The sequence below is a fragment of the Mesorhizobium sp. P2_D6 genome, from assembly GCF_056404315.1.
The window spans coordinates 363,208-379,908 of record NZ_JBFUEG010000008.1; the positions used below are offsets into that span (position 1 = coordinate 363,208).

Here is a 16,701-nt window from a genome sequence, read left to right on the forward strand (position 1 = left end):
AGCTTTGCCTGTGGCGCCCGCCATTGGACGCCTGTTCCGTGACCCGCGAAGGGCCTGACTATTTCAAAGCAGGAACCGTGCCAGTTTTGTATTGGAGGAAAAACATCAATGAAATCAGCAATCCGAAGCAATCCCATTACGCCGGCGCATAGGCTGGGAGGTCAAAGATTGTTCATTAGAGCAATTGCACGCACAATTTTTGTGCAATGCACAAGAATGGCGCAAAAACGATCAGGCTCGGAGCAGGCCTGATTTCTGACTGGCTATATAGGCGTCGATCTCGTCGGGATCGAATATCTGGCCATCGAAGAAGCCGTCCGGGCCGAGCACAAGGCTGGCACCCGCCGAACCGACAGGGGTTGCCGCCTTCAGCGCGCCCTCGACCTTGGCGTTGGCGCCGGGCAGCGCCACACCGAGCGGCTTCAGCGCCGCGCGGTAGAGGTCGGGCCGGTAGCAATCCCTGGCGATGGCGAGATTTTCCGGCGTGTGCGCGACGTCGCCCCAGCGCACCATCTGCGTGTAGAACCACAGCGCATGGCTCTTCCACGGAAAGTTCGCCGCCTTGTCGAACGGGAGGAAGAAGTCGTCGACATCCAGTTCGGCGCCGCCGCCCAGTTGGAGATGGCCGGTCAGGATCGGCATCTGGACAGCTGGTGGCAGGCCGAGGAAGCCAGCTTGAGCCATCACATCAGCCAATTCGGCGTAGTTCGCCGGATCCTGGCACCAGCGCGCCGAGTGATGCAGTGCGCGCAACAGCGCCGCCAGCGCCTCGGGGGACTGCTCTGCCCAGGCCTTGCGCGCGCCGATCACCTTCTCCGGACTGTTGCGCCACAACAACGCCTTGACGGTGACGATATGGCCGGTGCCGGCGGCAACCGCAGCGCTGTTCCAGGGCTCGCCGACGCAGTAGCCGTCGATCCGGCCGGCGGCCAGCGCATCGGCCATGAAGGGCGGTGGCACGATGACGATCTCGATCTCGCGCCCTGGTTCGATGCCACAGGCGGCGAGCCAGTAGCGCAGTTCGTAATTGTGCCCTGAGTGTGGGTGCACCACGGCAAAGCGCAGCGGGTCGTGGCCGGCAGCAGCGCGCTCGCGGATGAGCGCGCTAAGTGCGGCACCGGCGCGCGCTGGGTCGAGGTCGGCCTTGGCGCCAAGCGCCGCCATCCCGGCCCACACAGTGTTGGAGATGGTGACGCAATTGCCGCCGAGGCCGAGCGAGAACGGCACGATGGTTTCCGAGGCGAGCGGCGTCAGCCCAAGATTGCAGGCGAGCGGCATCGGTCCCAGCATATGCGCGAGATGGAAGTGGCCGATGGCGATGCGGTCGCGGATGTTGGCCCAGGAGGTCTCGCGGTGCAGCGTGAGATCGATGCCTTCGCGTGTAGCGAAGCCAAGCTCGCCGGCCGCAACCAGCACGGCACTGTCGAACAGCGGCATAAAGCCGGCGGTGATCTGGTGCTCGGCGTCCATGCTCATTCGTCCTCCGACGGCCCGAGCAGTCCGGCAGCGGTCACCAGACTCTGGGCGATGTCGCTAATCTTGCGGTTCTGGTTCATCGCCGTCTTGCGCAGCAGCGTGTAGGCGGCCTCTTCCGTCAGGCCGCGCGACTTCATCAATATGCCCTTGGCGCGATCGATCACCTTGCGGTTCTCGAGCTCACCGCGAACCTCTTCCAATTCGCGCGCCATGCGCGAGAAGGCGTTGAAGCGGCTGACAGCCATATCGAGGATCGGCTTGACGCGCTCCTGCCTGAGACCATCGACGACATAGGCCGAGACGCCGGCATCGACTGCTGCCTCGATCGAGGCCTGGTCCGAGCGGTCGACGAACATGGCGATCGGCCGCTTCACCGCGCGCGACAGCTGGAACATGCTTTCCAGCATGTCGCGATTCGGATTTTCGAGGTCGATGACGATGACGTCCGGCTCGATCTCGGCAATGCGGCGTGCGATGCCGATCACGTCATGAATGATAGTGACCCGCTCATGCCCGGCCTCGCGCAAGCCCGCCTCGATGATCGAGGCACGTATGCGGTTTTCGTCGATCACCAGGACGGCGAGTGGAGAGCGGACCATGCCTGCATTGTGACCAAGCGAAAGAATTGTGCAATGCGGGATCGTCGACCGGTCACAGGCCGATTCCCTGGTGCGTCGAGCTTGCCGCTATACGATCGATCCCATTTATCTGAGGAAGGGCACTGATTGCGGGCCAGATACTTTCCGGCTTCGCAACCAAGATAATCAGAAGTTCAACCTACCTCGGTCGGGTCCCCCCTTCTTGCCTTCGCAAAGTGTGTTGACGAAGTTCAAACGGGAACGCGATCTGACAAAAAGCGGCGCCAGCCGCCGAATGACGAGATGTCGGAAGCGCCTAGCAAGCCCACGGATTCCACCAGAAAGCCTTTGGCGGTGCTGCCGTCATCAAGCTCTATACTGCCAATGCCCAGCGGCGGCGGGATGGCGGCCACAAAGTGGCCGAAAGCGTCGGCAGGCAGCCGCCAGACCTCCACCTCGATCGCAGTGCCGTCGTTGCCGACACGGACCAGTCCCGGCTTGGGCGTGGCTTGGCCCGCGAGCTCATAAAGCTTGTATGAAGAGGCCGTCCTCATCGCCCGGCAGAACCGGGCACCAGCCTCCCTGAGCTGGCCATTGAGCGGCATTCCCGAGAGGTGAGCGCCGACCACCACCAATTCGATCGTACCGTCTTCGGCCGATGCGCCGACAGGCTGCGCGCCCGGCTGCCGCCAGCCAGTCGCGCCGAGGGTGAGGCCGCTCGCGGCATGGAGATCGCGCGCGACGGACGCCACAAGGCCGTCCAGTCCGGCGGCCGCAAGCAGCGTCACACTCATCGGCAGGCCGTCATCGCGCGTGCAGGTCGGTACGGCAATGCCGCACATATCGAGCAGGTTGACGAAATTGGTGTAGGTGCCGAGCCGGCTGTTGGTCTCGACCGGATCGGCGAGCACGCCGGCAGTGGTGTAATGCGTCGGCGCGGTCGGCACGCAGAATAGGTCGACCGAGGCGATGACCGGGGCGAGCTTCGCCTTGTAGGCCTGCAAGGCATAGAGGCCGCGAAAGGCGTCCGCCGCCGACAGACTTCTGGCGCCGCCGATGATCTTGCGCGTCGCCGGATGCATGGCGGCTTCGTTGGCTTCCATGAAATCGCGGATCGCCGCATAACGTTCGGCCACCCAGGCGCCCTCATAGAGGAGGTTGGCGGTGGCGTAGAAATCGCCGAACGGGATTTCGACCAGCCGGCAGCCGAGCCGCGACAGCATGGCAAGCGAGGCCTCGAAGCCATCCTGCATCGCCGCATCGCCGAAGAATTTCAGGTCGGCTTTTGCCGGGATGCCGACGTTCAGCACCGGCGGGCGGGCGGCGAGCGGCTGGACGGCGATGTCGCGCGAATAGGCATCGGCCGCATCGCGCGCGGCTGCGATCGAGAACACCAGATAGGCGTCGTCGACGGTCAGCGCGAACACCGAGACGCAGTCGAGCGTGCGGCAGGCCGGCACGACGCCGGCCGTCGACAGCGCACCGACGGTCGGCTTCAGCCCGACGATGTTGTTGAGGCCGGCCGGGATGCGGCCGGAGCCGGCCGTGTCGGTGCCGAGTGCGAAGGAGACGATGCCGCGCGCCGTCGCCACCGCCGACCCCGAGGAGGAGCCGCCCGGCACGAGCTCCGCGTCGATGGCGTTGCGCGGGATCGGCCAGGGCGTGCGGACGCCGACGAGGCCGGTGGCGAACTGGTCGAGATTGGTCTTGCCGACGACGAGCGCGCCGACGGCCCTGAGCCGCGCCACTACGGTGGCGTCACTGTCGGGCCAGTAGGTGTATTCGGCGCAGGCCGCCGTCGTCGGCATGCCGGCGACGTCGATGTTGTCCTTGACGGCGAAGGGAATGCCCCAGAGCGGTTTTCCCAGCGGGTCGAACGGGCCGAGCGCTTCGGCCGCCGCAAGCAGATCCGCCCGGGCGGCGAGATGGATGAAGATGCCCGGATCGTCAGCCGTCTCGATGCGGGCATAAATCGTCGCGATCACATCGCCAACGCTGACGCCGTCCCGATAGGCCGCGTGCAGGCTCGCTATGTCGAAGTGGACATCACTCATCTCGTTTCCCCCAGAATGATCACCGGCAGGTCCCACTGGATCAGCACGACGCAGCCGCCCTTCGTCCACACCGAATGCTCGGTCCCGACCGGATTGAGGATCACGCTGCCGGCAGGATAGTCACCGTTCTCGTCGCTCTGGATGCCTTCCAGCACGACGATGGTCTCCAGCCCGACATGGCGGTGGCGCGGCACGCCGGCGCCAGGCTGGTAGCTGAGGATGGCGACCGAGGGTTCGACCGGTCCGCCCTTGAGCAGCCAGTGCACCCTTATGCCGTCGCGGAAATGCTCGAGCGCCAGATCGCGCCAGCCGCCGTCGAGCAGGCCGGCAAAGGCAAGATTAGGCATTGGCAATTCCCTCGAGCACCTGGTCGGTCGTTGCCGTCCAGCCAACGATGGCGCCCTGCGCCCTGATCATGGCGATTGCTGCCGCCTTGAACTCGGGAAAATAACTTTCCGTCGCGTCCTCGGCGAGCAGACACTCATAGCCGCGATCGTTGGCCTCGCGCATCGTCGTCTGTACGCAAACTTCGGTCGTCACGCCGGCAAAGACGAGTTGGCGGGCGCCGATCCACTTGAGGTCGTTGCCAAGGCTGGTCGCATAGAAGGCGCCCTTGCCGGGCTTCTCGATGACGATCTCGCCGGGCAAGGGCGCAAGCTCGTCGAGGATCGCGGTGCCGGGTTCGCCCGCGACCAGTAGACGTCCCATCGGGCCCATATCGCCGATGCGGATCGACGGATTGCCGCGGTCGCGCTTGGCCGGCGGCAGGTCCGAAAGGTCGGGCCTGTGGCACTCCATGGTGTGGATCACCGGCAGGCCGGCGGCGCGAAAGCCTTCGATCAGCCGCTTCACTGTCGGCACGATCGCGGTCACGCGGCCGACGTCGTTGCCGAGACTGGCGCCGAAGCCGCCGGGCTCGGCGAAGTCTCGCTGCATGTCGATGACCACCAGCGCCATGGTCTGCGGCTTGAAGGTGAAGGAAAACGGCAGCGCATCGATTTCCGCCATCAGTGATGTCCCGCCATGTGTTCGCCGATGGTCTGCACGCTGGCCTGCGCAATCGGCGTCTCATAGACCAGCGCGCCGTCCGACATGACGAAGATGCGGTCGGACAGTTCGAGCAGTTCGTCGAGGTCTTCCGACATCAGAAGCACGGCGGCCCCCGCATTGCGCGCCTTCATGATGCGGGCGCGGATTTCGGCCACCGCCGAGAAGTCGAGGCCGAAGCACGGGTTGGAGACGATCAGAAGGTCGACTTCGCCGGTCAGTTCCCTCGCGAGCACGGCACGCTGCACATTGCCTCCCGACAGCGAAGCGATTGGCGAGGCAAGCGAGGCGGTCTTGACCTTGAACTGCTCGACCAGCCTGGCGCTGAATGCCTTGATGGCGCCGGCGCTGATCCAGCTCACTGGCTTGCCGTTGCTGTCGATGTCGAAGGTGCGGAAGGAAATGTTCTCGGCCACCGTCATCTTCGGCGCGCAGGCGTTTTTCAGCGGCTCTTCCGGGATGAGCCGGACGTTGAGCGCACGCGCCTCGGCGCGCGTCGCCGCGTAGGCGGTACCGCGCACCATGACTTCGCCGGCATCGCGGGGGCGCTGCCCGGCCAGCACTTCGAGGAATTCCTTCTGGCCGTTGCCGGAAATGCCGGCGATGCCGACGATCTCGCCGGAGCGCACGCCGAGATCCTCGATCCGGATCGACTTCAGCCCGGTGCGGTCAGGCGCCTTCAGCGCCGTGACCTTGAGCACGATCTCGGCGTCCGGCATGGGCTCGGCGCGGCTGTCGAGCGCGGCGATCGGCTGGTCGCCGATCATCATCGCCGCCATGGCTTTGCGGTCTAGATCGACGACGCGGCCGGTGCCGGTCAGCCGACCCTTGCGCAGCACACTGACGTCGTCGGCGAACGCCGTCACCTCGTGGAATTTGTGCGAGATCATCAGCACGGTGAGGTCGCCGGCTTTTGTCATGTCGCGCACAAGGCCCAGCACTTCCTGCGCCTCGCCGGGGGTGAGCACGGAGGTCGGCTCGTCCAGCACCAGGAAGGACCGGCCAAGATAGAGCTGCTTGATGATCTCCAGCTTCTGCTTCTCGCCGGCCGCCAGTTCGGCCACCTTGACGTCGAGCGGCAGCTTGAACGGCATGCGATCCATGAACACGGCAAGGTCGCCGCGCTCCTTGCGCCAGTCGATCACGCCGGGAACCTTCTCACGCGAAATGACCAGGTTTTCGGCGCCGGTCAGCGACGGGACAAGGGTAAAATGCTGGTAGACCATGCCGAGGCCGAGCGCCGATGCGTCCCTGGGGCTGGCGATCGCCACCTCGCGGCCGTCGACCAGAATGCCGCCGGCGGTCGGGTGATAGAAACCCATCATGCATTTGACCAGCGTCGACTTGCCGGCGCCGTTTTCGCCGAGCAGGGCGTGGAAAGAGCCGGCCGGCACCTTGATCGAGACATCGCCCAGCGCCGTGAAGGCGCCGAAACGCATGGTCATGCCGATGGTCTCGACGCCGACGGCCTTGCCGGTGATCGCGCTCATCCTGGCTTCCTCACGGCAGTTGGGCGACAAAGGACACCGCGTTCGACACCGCGCCGAAGACGCCGCCCTGCATCTTGATCATCTTGATGGCGGCGAGATGATTGCCGTAGTCGGTCGCCCCGCAACAATCCTCCAGCATGACGCATTCGAAGCCGCGGTCGTTGGCCTCGCGCATGGTGGTGTGGACGCAGACATCGGTGGTGATGCCGGTGAGCACGATGTTTTCGATGCCGCGCTGGTTCAGGATCAGTTCCAGGTCGGTGGCGCAGAACGAGCCCTTGCCCGGCTTGTCGATGATCGGCTCGCCCTCGATCGGGTAAAGGTCGGGAATGATGTCCCAACCCGGCTCGCCGCGCACCAGGATGCGCCCGCAAGGACCGGGATCGCCGATGCCGGCATTGATGCGGCGCGAGCGCCAGCGCTTGTTGGCCGGCAGGTCGGCGAGGTCGGGCCGGTGACCCTCGCGCGTGTGGATGATGGTGTAGCCCTTCGCCCGCATCGCCGACAGCACCGACTTGATCGGCTCGATCGGCGCCCGCACCAGCGACAGGTCGTAGCCCATATGGTCGACATAGCCGCCCGGCCCGCAGAAATCGGTCTGCATGTCGATGATGATCAGCGCCGTGTTGTCGGGGCGAAGTTCGCCATTGTAGGGCCATGGATAGGGGTCGGCGTCGATGTAGCGCTGGGTGATCTCGGCTCTGGCGTTCATGGCAAAAACTCCAGTTATTTGGTGATCGACAATTCGCCCGGCGCGCCGGCAAGCGAACGGCTCGGCGACGAGGTGGCGATCATGATGATCAGAGTGAGGATGTAAGGCGCGGCGTAGAACAGGTAGTAGCCTTGCGTGACGCCGACCGACTGCAGCGCCGGGCCTAGTGCGCCCGCGCCGCCGAACAGAAGGGCAGCGGCAAAGCAGCCGAGCGGATTCCAGCGCGCGAAAATGACCAGTGCCACCGCCATCAGCCCCTGGCCAGACGAGATGCGCTCCGTCCAGCTGCCGGGATAGTAGAGCGACAGATAGGCGCCGCCGATACCGGCCAGCGCGCCGCCGACACCGGTGGCGACGAGGCGCACCGTGTTCGGGTTGAGGCCCATGGCGCGCGCGGCGTCGGAACTGTCGCCGACGACGCGCACGATGAGGCCGGCGCGAGTGTTGCGGAAGGCCCACCACAGGACGAGCGAAAGTGCCGCCCCGATCAGGAACAGGACGTTGACGTCGAGCGCCGCCTGCACCTGCGGAATGTCGGACCATGCGCCGAACGGAATGGCCGGAAGGTTGGACGCCTTCGGCTTGATGAACGGCTTGCCGAAGAAGAAGGCGAGCCCCGAGCCGAACAGCATCAGCGCGATGCCGATTGCGATGTCATTGACTTTCGGGAATTTGCAGATCCAGCCATGGAACAGGCCGAAGCAAAGGCCGGCGGCCGCGGCGGCCAGCAGGCCGAGCCATGGCGAGTCGGTCATCACCGCGACCGCATAGGCAGTCATGGCGCCGAAGACGAGCGTGCCTTCGAGGCCAAGGTTGATGCGACCGGAGCGCTCGGTGATGGCCTCGCCCAGCGAGACGAAGATGAAGGGCGTCGACACGCGGATGGCACCGCCGAGGATGGCGAGCGGCACGCCCCAGAGACCGATCTCGGTTGCGTCCATCAGGCGGCCCTCTGCCACAGGTCGGGATTGAAGGCCTTGAAGCGGCCGTACAAGGTCTCGCTGAACAGGATGACGATGAACAGCATGCCTTGCAGCACCAGCACGGTGGCGTCGGGCAGGTCCATGCGGCGCTGGATCAGCCCGCCGGACGCGTCGATGCCGCCAAGCAGGATGGCGACCGGGATGATGGCCAGCGGGTTGTGGCGAGCGAGGAAGGCGACGAGTATGCCGGTGTAACCATAGCCGGCGGCGAGCGAGCCGTTGGCGCTGCCTTGCACGGCCGCGACTTCCAGCATGCCGGCAAGGCCGGCAAAGCCGCCGGCAAGCGCGGTAAAGCCGACGATGAGCGGTCCGACGGCCAGCCCCTGCACCTGCGCTGCCCTGACATTGCCGCCGGCGATACGGGCGGCGAACCCCCAGCGGGTCTTTTCGATCAGCACCCAGGAGAGCACGCAGGCGACGACGCCGACGGCAAGCCCCCAATGCACCTCCATGCCCGGAATGTTGCCGATGCGGTAGATGTCGGCGAGCGGCTGAGTCGAGGGCTTGTTGAGCGAGGCCGGGTCGCGCAGCGGCCCTTCCACCAGCTGGTTCATCAGGGCGATGGCGATGTAGGCCATCAGCAGGCTGGAGATGGTTTCGTTTACGGCCCGGTAATGGCGGAGCGCGCCGACGGCACCTATCCAGATGCCGCCGGCGGCCATGCCCGCCACGCCCATGGCAAGAATGACGATTGAGGATGGCGCGCCGCCCAGCGCCACGCCGATGGCAGCGGCGGCGACGCCGCCGAGAACGATGGCGCCCTCGCCGCCGATGACCACGAGGCCGAGCCGCGCCGGCAGCGCCACGCAGAGCGCCGCGAGCAGCAGGGGCGCTCCGCGCGACAGCGAGTTCTGGATGGAGAACCACGAGCCGAAGCCGCCGCGCCACATGGTTTCATAGAGCTGGACCGGCGACTTGCCGACCAGCGCAATAAACAGGCTGAACAGGACCATGCCGACGACCAGCGCCGCGAGCGGAATAACGAAGGCTTCCGCCCGCCTGGCGATCCATTCGAGCGCCGCCGGATATCCCCTGGCGCCGAACAGTGCCGGCGCCTCCGCACTGCTGGTCGTATCCGTCATGGGCCCCGTCTCCGCGCTCAGCTTCAGGCGGTCGAGCCGACGACGCCCTCGACGAGATAGTCCATGCTTTCGAGCTCGATGGCGGTCTCGGCGAAGGCCTGGCCTTCCGTCGCCACGACGGCGCCCTTGTTGCTCTTCAGCGGACCCTTGATGACGGAGAAGCCGCCTTTCATCATTTCGGCCAGGGTGGCGTCGAATTGCTTGCGGGCCGCCTCGCCGACGGCGGGACCGAGCGGGCTCATCTTGACGAAGCCGTCGGCCAGTCCGCCGCGGGTGAAATTGGGAAGTGGCGTGCCGGCGATGAGGTCGTCGACGAACATCTTGTAGACCTTGGCCCAGTTCCACTCGGCACCGGTGAGGTATTTTTCCGGCGCCAGCGGGCTCTGGTTGGCGTGATAGCCGCAGACGAAGGCGCCGCGGCCGGCGGCCGTCTCGACCACCACTTTCGGGCTGTCGACATGGCAGGTGATGACGTCGGCGCCCTGGTCGACCAGGGCGTTGGTGGCTTCCGCCTCCTTGACCGCCAGCGACCACTCGCCGGTGAAGATGACCTGGCAGGTGATGGTCGGGTCGACCGAGCGCGCGCCGAGCAGGAAGGAATTGATGTTGAGCAGCACCTGCGGGATCGGCTTGGCGGCGACGAAGCCGAGCTTCTTGCTCTTCGAGGTGTGGCCGGCGACGACGCCGTTGAGATACTGGCCCATGCCGATATAGCCGAAATAGGAACCGGCATTCATCGGATGCTTGTCCTTGCTCCACATGCCGCCGCAATGGCGGAACTGCACGTCGGGGAATTTCGCGCACATGGCCAGCATGTGCGGGTCGAAATAGCCGAAGGAGGTCGGGAAGATCAGCGAGGCACCATCGAGATTGATCATCGATTCCATCGTCTTCTGGACGTCGACCGTCTCGGGAACGTTTTCCTCCTCGACGACGGAGATGCCTTCGATGCCCTTCAGCGACGCCGCCCCCTCGGCATGCGCCTGGTTGTAGCCGTAGTCGTCCTTCGGGCCGACATAGACGAAGCCGACGGTGGCGGCGGCGGCGAAGGCACGGCTGATCGGAAAGGATGCCGAGGCCAGGCCGAGTGCGGCTCCCGCGGCGGAGGTCTTGAGCAGTTGGCGGCGGTTAAGCATGAATCTGTCGGTCATAGTGAATGCTCCCCTTTGGGACCCTTTTCCGGGTCGGTTAACATGCCGTCAACAAAGTGCATGCAATCACCGTGCCAGTTTTAGAATTGAAATTTATCTAATAAAATCAGTTATCGTATCGAAAGCTCGTGCTCACAGCAGAGGCAATTGCATGCACTTTTTGCCTTGAAAATAGCCAGTTTGACAGGCAGATTAAAATAGAGGCATAGAGGGCATATCGAGTCGAAGGACCAACGAGTCGGCCGACTCCACGAGAAGACGCGACGGAGGAAACTTGTCGGGGAAGCGCAGCTTGATCAGGTCGGGCACGACCGTGGATCAGATGGTGCGGGCGATCGGCGACCGGATCGTCACCGGCTACCTGCGCCCCGGCGAAAAGCTGGACGAGGCCTCGCTCGCCGCCCGCTTCGACGTATCGCGCACCCCGGTCAGGGAGGCGCTCGGCCAGCTCAGCGCCATGGGCCTGGTCGAGAGGCGACCCAACAGGGGCGCTATCGTCGCCGTCGTGACGCAGGAGCATCTCGCCTCGATGTTCGAGAGCATGGCCGAACTGGAGGCGATCTGCGCGCGCTTCTCGGCCGAGCGCATGACCAGCAGCGAGCGCCGCGGGCTCGAGATCGAGCACCAGGCTTCAGCGCGGATGGTTCAGCTGGGTGCCGAGGAGGACTACGAGTATTTCAACACCGAGTTCCATAGCCGGCTTTATCGTGGCGCCCACAATACGCATATCCACGATCTCACCGTGATGACCCGCAGCCGGTTGGCACCCTTCCGCCGCGCGCAGTTCATGCTACCCGGACGGCTGGCCAAATCCTGGCAGGAACACGACCTAATTGTCACCGCAATCATGCGCGGAGACAGCGTTGCTGCGGGCATGGCCGCCAGGGACCATGTCTCGATCGTCAGCGAAGCGAGCGCGGTGTTCGCGACTGACGATCGCAAGCCAATTCGGCGGGACGTGGCCTGAAAATTTCCGGACAGCCCGAGTGCCCGCACGATGTCGCTTCCAGGCAGCGCAAAGTTTCACTCCAACGACCGTGATGCGACCCAAAGCTGCCATCCGGTATAAGGTGACCCCTTATCGGCGAATGGCTGAACCAGTTTCTTGTCGACCTTGGCGAACCGCTTCGTACCTATTGGCGGATAACGATTATTTAGCCGCGGAGGGTCCTCGTTTTCTACACAAGATCAATATGCTAGCGGCTGGTTCGCCAACCCTAGGCAGATGATGGACGTTCTCGGCCACAACGACATCGACCATGCGGAGCTCTATCTTGGGAGGCGTCGCAGGTGCGTTTGGCCGTGCAGTTGGCGCATCGACCGTTACGGGACAAGACCTGTCGCTCGGTAGGCTCGGATCGTCCGGTCATAAATGCCGATGTCCCGGCAGCCACGCGCGACCAACTGGGCCCCCTCGATGGCTGCGAAGATCGCCATCGCGTGCTCCTGCAGGTCTTGGTCGGTGGCGGAAGGCTTGGCCCGCGAGAGCACCTTGGCTAGCCAACCGACGTTCATAGCGGCGAATTTGTCGACCTCGGTCCGAACCTCCGTGGGAAGGTTGTCAAGTTCCGCACTCATGATCCCGCACAGGCACATGCGATTGTCGTTGGCCAGAGCCGAGCGAAATATCTCGGTATATTTGTCCATGCACCAGGTCACGTCCTCGGACGTCGCCAGGAGCTCAGCGAGATATGCTGCCCCCTCCTCGGTGTAGCGACGCGCCAACGCCGCGCCGAGGACGCCCTTGGTCGGGAAGTGGTAGTGCACGCTGGCGCTTTTGATCCCCACCTCTTTCGCGAGTTCGCGAAAGCTGAGCGCATTGTAGCCATGCGACTGCACCGTCGCTCTTGCGGCGGTCATGACCGCCTCGCGCATATCCGTTTTGGTTTTAGCCATCGTCGATCCATACCTATCACTCGATAGATAGTTGTTGACGCGACAAAAGGGAAGGGATAAACGACGACTGCAATCTATCTATCGATAGACAGACAGAAGGAAACCTCCCATGAAAATCTTCGATCGCCCGGGCTTTCCCAATCCAGCCCGTATCCGCATCGTGCTCGCCGAGAAGGGTCTCGAACCGCAGGTCGAGTTCGTCTCCGTCGATCTCATCGGCGCCGAGCACAAACAACCGGCCTTCCTCGAAAAGAACCCCTCGGGCGTGCTGCCGGTTCTCCAGCTCGAGGACGGCACCTAGATCGCGGAGGCCACCGCCATCACCGAATACCTCGACAACCTCGATGGCGATCCGCGGCTCACCGGCAAGACGCCGAAGGAAAAGGCCGTCATCCACATGATGCAGAAGCGGGCCGAGACCGAGCTGCTCGATGCGGTCGGCAACTACTTCCATCATGCGACGCCGGGCCTGGGCGACGAGCTGCAGGCCTTCAAGAGCCCGGAATGGGCCGGCCGTCAGGAGTGGGGCAATCGTCAGCGCGACAAGGCGCTCGCGGGGATGAAGTATTTCGACAGAGTATTGCAGGACCAGTCGTTCGTCGCCGGCGATGTGTTCTCGATGGCCGACATTACAGTCTTTGCCGGGCTGATGTTCGCCGACGCCGCCGGCATTGCCATCCCTAACGATCATTCCGCGCTCAACTCCTGGCGCGCGAAGGTCTCCGAGCTGCCGAGCGTCAAGAACCGTAGCGGCCATATGTTCGTCGCCGAGGATCTGCGCAGGCTCGGCTTCTAATCTCGCACGCGACCTGAACATCGCGCCGACACGTCCAACCACATTCGCCACTCGTGCCGCCAGGCGGCATAACCTCACGGAGTTCCCTCATGTCCACGATCTCAACCGACCGCGCTTCCCGGCGCAACCTGCTGAAAGGGGTCGCCATCGCCAGCGTCGGGCTTGCAGCAGTTGGTGCCGGCGCATCCCCCGCCGATGCAAAGACCCCCGCGCCTGCCCGCGCCGGCAAGGCCACAGGCGATCGCCTCGTCGCGAAAGACGGCACCAGCCTCTACTTCAAGGACTGGGGCACCGGTCCGGCCGTGGTGTTCAGCCATGGCTATCCGCTCTCGTCGGACGCCTGGGAGGACCAGATGTTCTTCCTGTTGCAGAATGGCTACCGCGTCATCGCCCATGACCGTCGGGGTTTTGGCCGATCGAGCCAGCCGTCCGGCGGTTACGACTACGACACCTTCGCCGATGATCTGGCGCAACTGGTCGAGGCGCTCGATCTGCGCGAGGCGACCTTTGTCGGTCATTCGATGGGCGGTGGCGAGGTCGCACGCTATATCTCGCGCCATGGCCAGAGCCGCGTCGCCAAGGTCGGCTTCGTTTCCTCGGTGACACCCTTCCTGCTCAAGACCGCGACCAATCCGAACGGTGCTCCCAAGGAGCTGTTCGATGCGTTCCGCGCCGCCGTGCAGGCAAACCGGTCGCAGTGGAATCTCGACGTCACCATGCCGTACTACAGCTTCAACCGTCCGGGCGCGCATGTGTCGGAAGGCCTGCGGGAGAGTTACTGGCGTCAGGGACAGGCAACCGGGTTTCTCGCCGCCTATCATGCGCTTGGCGCCTTCTCGGAAACCGATTTCCGCGAGGACCTCAAGAAGATCACCGTTCCCGCGCTGGTGGTCCACGGCAGTGACGACCAGATCGTCCCGCTGGAAATCTCCGCGAAACTGACCGCCGGGCTCGTTCCACATGCCAAGCTCACTGTCTACGAAGGCGGCTCCCATGGGCTGCTGCATGTCGACAAGGACCGCTTGAACGCCGACCTGCTGGCGTTCCTTCGCGGCTAATGGCGAGCGAAAGGCCGGGGGGTGGCGGTAGCCCGGCCCCCCGGCGCCTTTGCGTGTGATCGTATGCTGATCTGGCAATCAGGACCCGGCGACCTCGTTCACCGGCGCGTTGTAAAAGAGATCGTCACCAAACTTCTCCCCGATGATGCCGCCCAGTCCTGCCGACAGTGACAGCGCAGCGTCCAGAGGCGCAAATGTCATCATCACGCGCCGGACGAGCCCGGTCCCGTCACGCTCGATGACGCCTACCGCTTCCAGATCGAGGCCGGTGCGAAGTGTTGCCTTGTATTGCAGGAAATGGCGCTGATCGATCGCCCCATAGAAGATGGGCGTCTGCGAGGCGTAGAGCGTGCCGACGGCCTCGACCAGGTGCTTGATCTTGTCTCGACCCGAAACCGGACGGCGCAGGACCGTCCCTCTCAGTTCGGCGTTATCGGCAAGATCATCGAGGAATGGATGCTTTTCTCCGTTGCTGCTCGACATGTCGTTTCTCCGGATGGCGTGATTTCTGGGATGGCCGCGTGAGCGCGATCCAGACTCAACTGCGACGTTCCCCGAACTTAGTGTGTAATTGCACTTCAAGCAATGAGCCGAGGAGCCGGGTTGTGCCGACTCTGGCAATTGCAGGTAGAGCGCCGAGGTTCGGACTTGACACTGTGCAATTGCACATTTAGATATGCCCCATGCCGACACCTACTGGTCCTCATCTCTGTTACGCCCTTGCCGCCCGCCAGAACGCGCGGCATCTGAGCCGTCTTTACGACAGTCATCTGGTGCCTGCCGGACTGTCGGTCTCGCAATTCTCGATTTTATCTCTGCTGGAAGCCTACCAAAGCCTCAAGATCACCCGTCTCGCCGAAATGCTGAGCATGGAGCGCACCACTCTTGTCCGCGCGCTGAAGCCGCTGCAGGCGGCCGGATGGGTTGTCGCCGGAAGAGCCGATAGCGGCCGGGCCTTCGATGTCACGCTCTCCCCCTCGGGCGTTGCAAAGGTGGCGAAGGCCATTCCTCTCTGGGAAGACGCCCAGGCCGCGTTTGAGCGGGAGGTCGGACAAGACCGTGCCGTACGCATGCGCGATGAAATCCTGGAACTGAACCTCGGCGGGTAACTCCCCTTTTTTTACCCATAAGTGTGTAATTACACACATACTGACGCGACCAAACACAAGGAGATAGAAATGACTGACAAGTTCCTCGTTACCGGCGCGACCGGTGAGACCGGCCGCTACACCGTCCAGCGGCTGATCGAGAAGGGCCACACTGTCCGCGCCATGGTCCACAAGGAGGACCAGCGGGCCGACGCACTTCGCAGCGCAGGCGCCGAGGTCGTGGTCGGCGACCTCTTCGAGCATGAGGACGTCATCCGGGCCGCCGCCGGCACCACCGCCGCCTATTTCTGCTACCCCGTCCGTCCGGGCATCATCCAGACGACGGCATATTTCGCCGATGCGGCCAGGCGCGCCGGCCTCAAGGCCGTGATCAACATGTCGCAGATCTCCGCGCGCGAGGACTCCGAGAGTCATGCGGCGCGCGATCACTGGATCGCCGAGCGGATCTTCGACTGGTCGGGCGTTCCCACCATCCATCTGCGGCCGACCTTCTTCTCGCAATGGCTGCTCTATCCGTTTGCGCGCAAGACGATCGTCGAACAGAGCATTATCGACTTGCCCTATGGCGCTGGCCGTCATGCTCCCATCGCTGCCGAGGACCAGGCCCGCCTGATCGCAGTGCTGCTGGCCGATCCGGCCGCCCATGTCGGCAAGACCTACACGCTTCATGGGCCGACCGAGCTTGACCAGCCGGGCATCGCCGCAGCCATCAGCGAGGTGCTCGGCCGCAAGATCAGCTATCAGCCGCTGACCATCCCCGCCTATCGCGATCGCCTGGAAAAATTCGGCCTGCCGGAATTTTTGATCCAGCATTTTTGTGCCATCGCCCTCGATTACGAGAACGGCATCTTCTCGGGCGCTGACAAGATCATCGCCGAAGTGACGGGCGTGCCGCCGATGACCGTTCAGGACTTCGTCACGTCGCACCGGGCCGCCTTCAATACGCTCGACGCGGCGGCGTAAGCCACTCCGGCGTCGCCCGACGGAACATCGGAATCACTGGGTCGGAAGCACCTCTAACAGGCTGTTGAAGAAGTGCTGGCGCGGGTGTTTGGGTCGTGATTCACTGATCCCGAGATGATTTGGGGATTTTTGGATGCGCGGCTCAGACGAACGGACAGGTTCGCTGTTTTCGTATGTCGACCTTGAGGCGCGGGTTCGCCGCGACCATCCGTTGCGAGTGATACAGGAGATCGTGAACGCGGCTCTCGTTGCGATGGACCGAGATTTTGCTGGGCTCTATCGGCCGGGGCTCGGCCGCCCGTCGAT

At 63.9% G+C, this 16,701-nt stretch carries 16 protein-coding genes and 2 pseudogenes; 6 read left to right on the forward strand and 12 right to left on the reverse strand.

Features of this window, described 5'->3' with window-relative positions; all coding sequences use genetic code 11:
* Nucleotides 1-231: 231 nt before the first annotated feature.
* The 10 genes from AC1D1L_RS19640 to AC1D1L_RS19685 all read right to left on the reverse strand — a co-directional run bounded on the left by AC1D1L_RS19640 (nucleotide 232) and on the right by AC1D1L_RS19685 (nucleotide 10,573).
* Nucleotides 232-1,470: a CmpA/NrtA family ABC transporter substrate-binding protein gene (locus AC1D1L_RS19640; protein ID WP_477343127.1), complete on the reverse strand. Its 1,239-nt coding sequence runs from the start codon at nucleotides 1,468-1,470 to the stop codon at nucleotides 232-234.
* 2 nt (nucleotides 1,471-1,472) lie between these two features.
* Complete coding sequence (locus AC1D1L_RS19645) at nucleotides 1,473-2,075, reverse strand: ANTAR domain-containing response regulator (RefSeq protein ID WP_477231737.1); 603 nt, start codon at nucleotides 2,073-2,075, stop codon at nucleotides 1,473-1,475.
* A gap of 230 nt (nucleotides 2,076-2,305) precedes the next feature.
* Nucleotides 2,306-4,108: an allophanate hydrolase gene (gene atzF / locus AC1D1L_RS19650; RefSeq protein WP_477343100.1), complete on the reverse strand. Its 1,803-nt coding sequence runs from the start codon at nucleotides 4,106-4,108 to the stop codon at nucleotides 2,306-2,308.
* Nucleotides 4,105-4,455 carry a cupin domain-containing protein gene (locus AC1D1L_RS19655; protein ID WP_477343101.1) on the reverse strand — a complete coding sequence of 117 codons (351 nt, stop codon included), beginning with the start codon at nucleotides 4,453-4,455 and terminating at the stop codon, nucleotides 4,105-4,107. The genes atzF and AC1D1L_RS19655 overlap by 4 nt, the downstream gene beginning before the upstream one ends.
* The gene (locus tag AC1D1L_RS19660) at nucleotides 4,448-5,116 is read right to left on the reverse strand and encodes a cysteine hydrolase family protein (RefSeq protein WP_477343103.1); all 669 of its coding nucleotides are present in this window, start codon (nucleotides 5,114-5,116) and stop codon (nucleotides 4,448-4,450) included. The genes AC1D1L_RS19655 and AC1D1L_RS19660 overlap by 8 nt, the downstream gene beginning before the upstream one ends.
* On the reverse strand, nucleotides 5,116-6,645 hold the full coding sequence (locus AC1D1L_RS19665) for an ABC transporter ATP-binding protein (RefSeq protein WP_477343105.1): 1,530 nt from the start codon (nucleotides 6,643-6,645) through the stop codon (nucleotides 5,116-5,118). Before AC1D1L_RS19665 ends, AC1D1L_RS19660 begins: the two co-directional genes overlap by 1 nt.
* A gap of 10 nt (nucleotides 6,646-6,655) precedes the next feature.
* Nucleotides 6,656-7,357, reverse strand: coding sequence for a biuret amidohydrolase (gene biuH / locus AC1D1L_RS19670; protein WP_477343106.1), 702 nt, complete (start codon nucleotides 7,355-7,357; stop codon nucleotides 6,656-6,658).
* A 14-nt stretch (nucleotides 7,358-7,371) separates the two neighbouring features.
* The gene (locus AC1D1L_RS19675; RefSeq protein ID WP_477343107.1) at nucleotides 7,372-8,298 is read right to left on the reverse strand and encodes an ABC transporter permease; all 927 of its coding nucleotides are present in this window, start codon (nucleotides 8,296-8,298) and stop codon (nucleotides 7,372-7,374) included.
* Nucleotides 8,298-9,422 carry an ABC transporter permease gene (locus AC1D1L_RS19680; RefSeq protein ID WP_477343108.1) on the reverse strand — a complete coding sequence of 375 codons (1,125 nt, stop codon included), beginning with the start codon at nucleotides 9,420-9,422 and terminating at the stop codon, nucleotides 8,298-8,300. Before AC1D1L_RS19680 ends, AC1D1L_RS19675 begins: the two co-directional genes overlap by 1 nt.
* A 23-nt stretch (nucleotides 9,423-9,445) precedes the next feature.
* Complete coding sequence (locus AC1D1L_RS19685) at nucleotides 9,446-10,573, reverse strand: BMP family ABC transporter substrate-binding protein (RefSeq protein WP_477343109.1); 1,128 nt, start codon at nucleotides 10,571-10,573, stop codon at nucleotides 9,446-9,448.
* A gap of 322 nt (nucleotides 10,574-10,895) precedes the next feature.
* Between AC1D1L_RS19685 and AC1D1L_RS19690 the strand changes: the two genes are divergently transcribed.
* Nucleotides 10,896-11,540: a GntR family transcriptional regulator gene (locus AC1D1L_RS19690; RefSeq protein ID WP_477343128.1), complete on the forward strand. Its 645-nt coding sequence runs from the start codon at nucleotides 10,896-10,898 to the stop codon at nucleotides 11,538-11,540.
* 356 nt (nucleotides 11,541-11,896) lie between these two features.
* Here AC1D1L_RS19690 and AC1D1L_RS19695 read toward each other — a convergent pair whose 3' ends face one another.
* Nucleotides 11,897-12,469 (reverse strand): TetR/AcrR family transcriptional regulator, encoded by a 573-nt coding sequence (locus tag AC1D1L_RS19695; protein WP_477343110.1) that lies wholly within the window; start codon nucleotides 12,467-12,469, stop codon nucleotides 11,897-11,899.
* A gap of 109 nt (nucleotides 12,470-12,578) precedes the next feature.
* On the opposite strand from AC1D1L_RS19695, the pseudogene AC1D1L_RS19700 reads away from it, so the two are divergent.
* Together AC1D1L_RS19700 and AC1D1L_RS19705 are read left to right on the forward strand one after the other, a co-directional pair.
* Nucleotides 12,579-13,265 (forward strand): annotated as a pseudogene (locus AC1D1L_RS19700) (glutathione S-transferase family protein).
* Nucleotides 13,266-13,354: 89 nt separating this feature from the next.
* Nucleotides 13,355-14,323 (forward strand): alpha/beta fold hydrolase, encoded by a 969-nt coding sequence (locus tag AC1D1L_RS19705; protein ID WP_477343111.1) that lies wholly within the window; start codon nucleotides 13,355-13,357, stop codon nucleotides 14,321-14,323.
* Nucleotides 14,324-14,401: 78 nt separating this feature from the next.
* Here the strand turns inward: AC1D1L_RS19705 and AC1D1L_RS19710 are convergent, their stop codons facing one another.
* Nucleotides 14,402-14,806: a hypothetical protein gene (locus tag AC1D1L_RS19710; protein WP_023725054.1), complete on the reverse strand. Its 405-nt coding sequence runs from the start codon at nucleotides 14,804-14,806 to the stop codon at nucleotides 14,402-14,404.
* Between the two features lie 200 nt (nucleotides 14,807-15,006).
* Between AC1D1L_RS19710 and AC1D1L_RS19715 the strand changes: the two genes are divergently transcribed.
* The 3 genes and pseudogenes from AC1D1L_RS19715 to AC1D1L_RS19725 form a co-directional block, all read left to right on the forward strand.
* Nucleotides 15,007-15,432 (forward strand): MarR family winged helix-turn-helix transcriptional regulator, encoded by a 426-nt coding sequence (locus AC1D1L_RS19715; RefSeq protein WP_023725055.1) that lies wholly within the window; start codon nucleotides 15,007-15,009, stop codon nucleotides 15,430-15,432.
* A 69-nt stretch (nucleotides 15,433-15,501) separates the two neighbouring features.
* On the forward strand, nucleotides 15,502-16,395 hold the full coding sequence (locus AC1D1L_RS19720) for an NmrA family NAD(P)-binding protein (protein ID WP_477343113.1): 894 nt from the start codon (nucleotides 15,502-15,504) through the stop codon (nucleotides 16,393-16,395).
* A 133-nt stretch (nucleotides 16,396-16,528) separates the two neighbouring features.
* Nucleotides 16,529-16,701, forward strand: a pseudogene (locus tag AC1D1L_RS19725) (IS5/IS1182 family transposase); the annotation flags it as partial.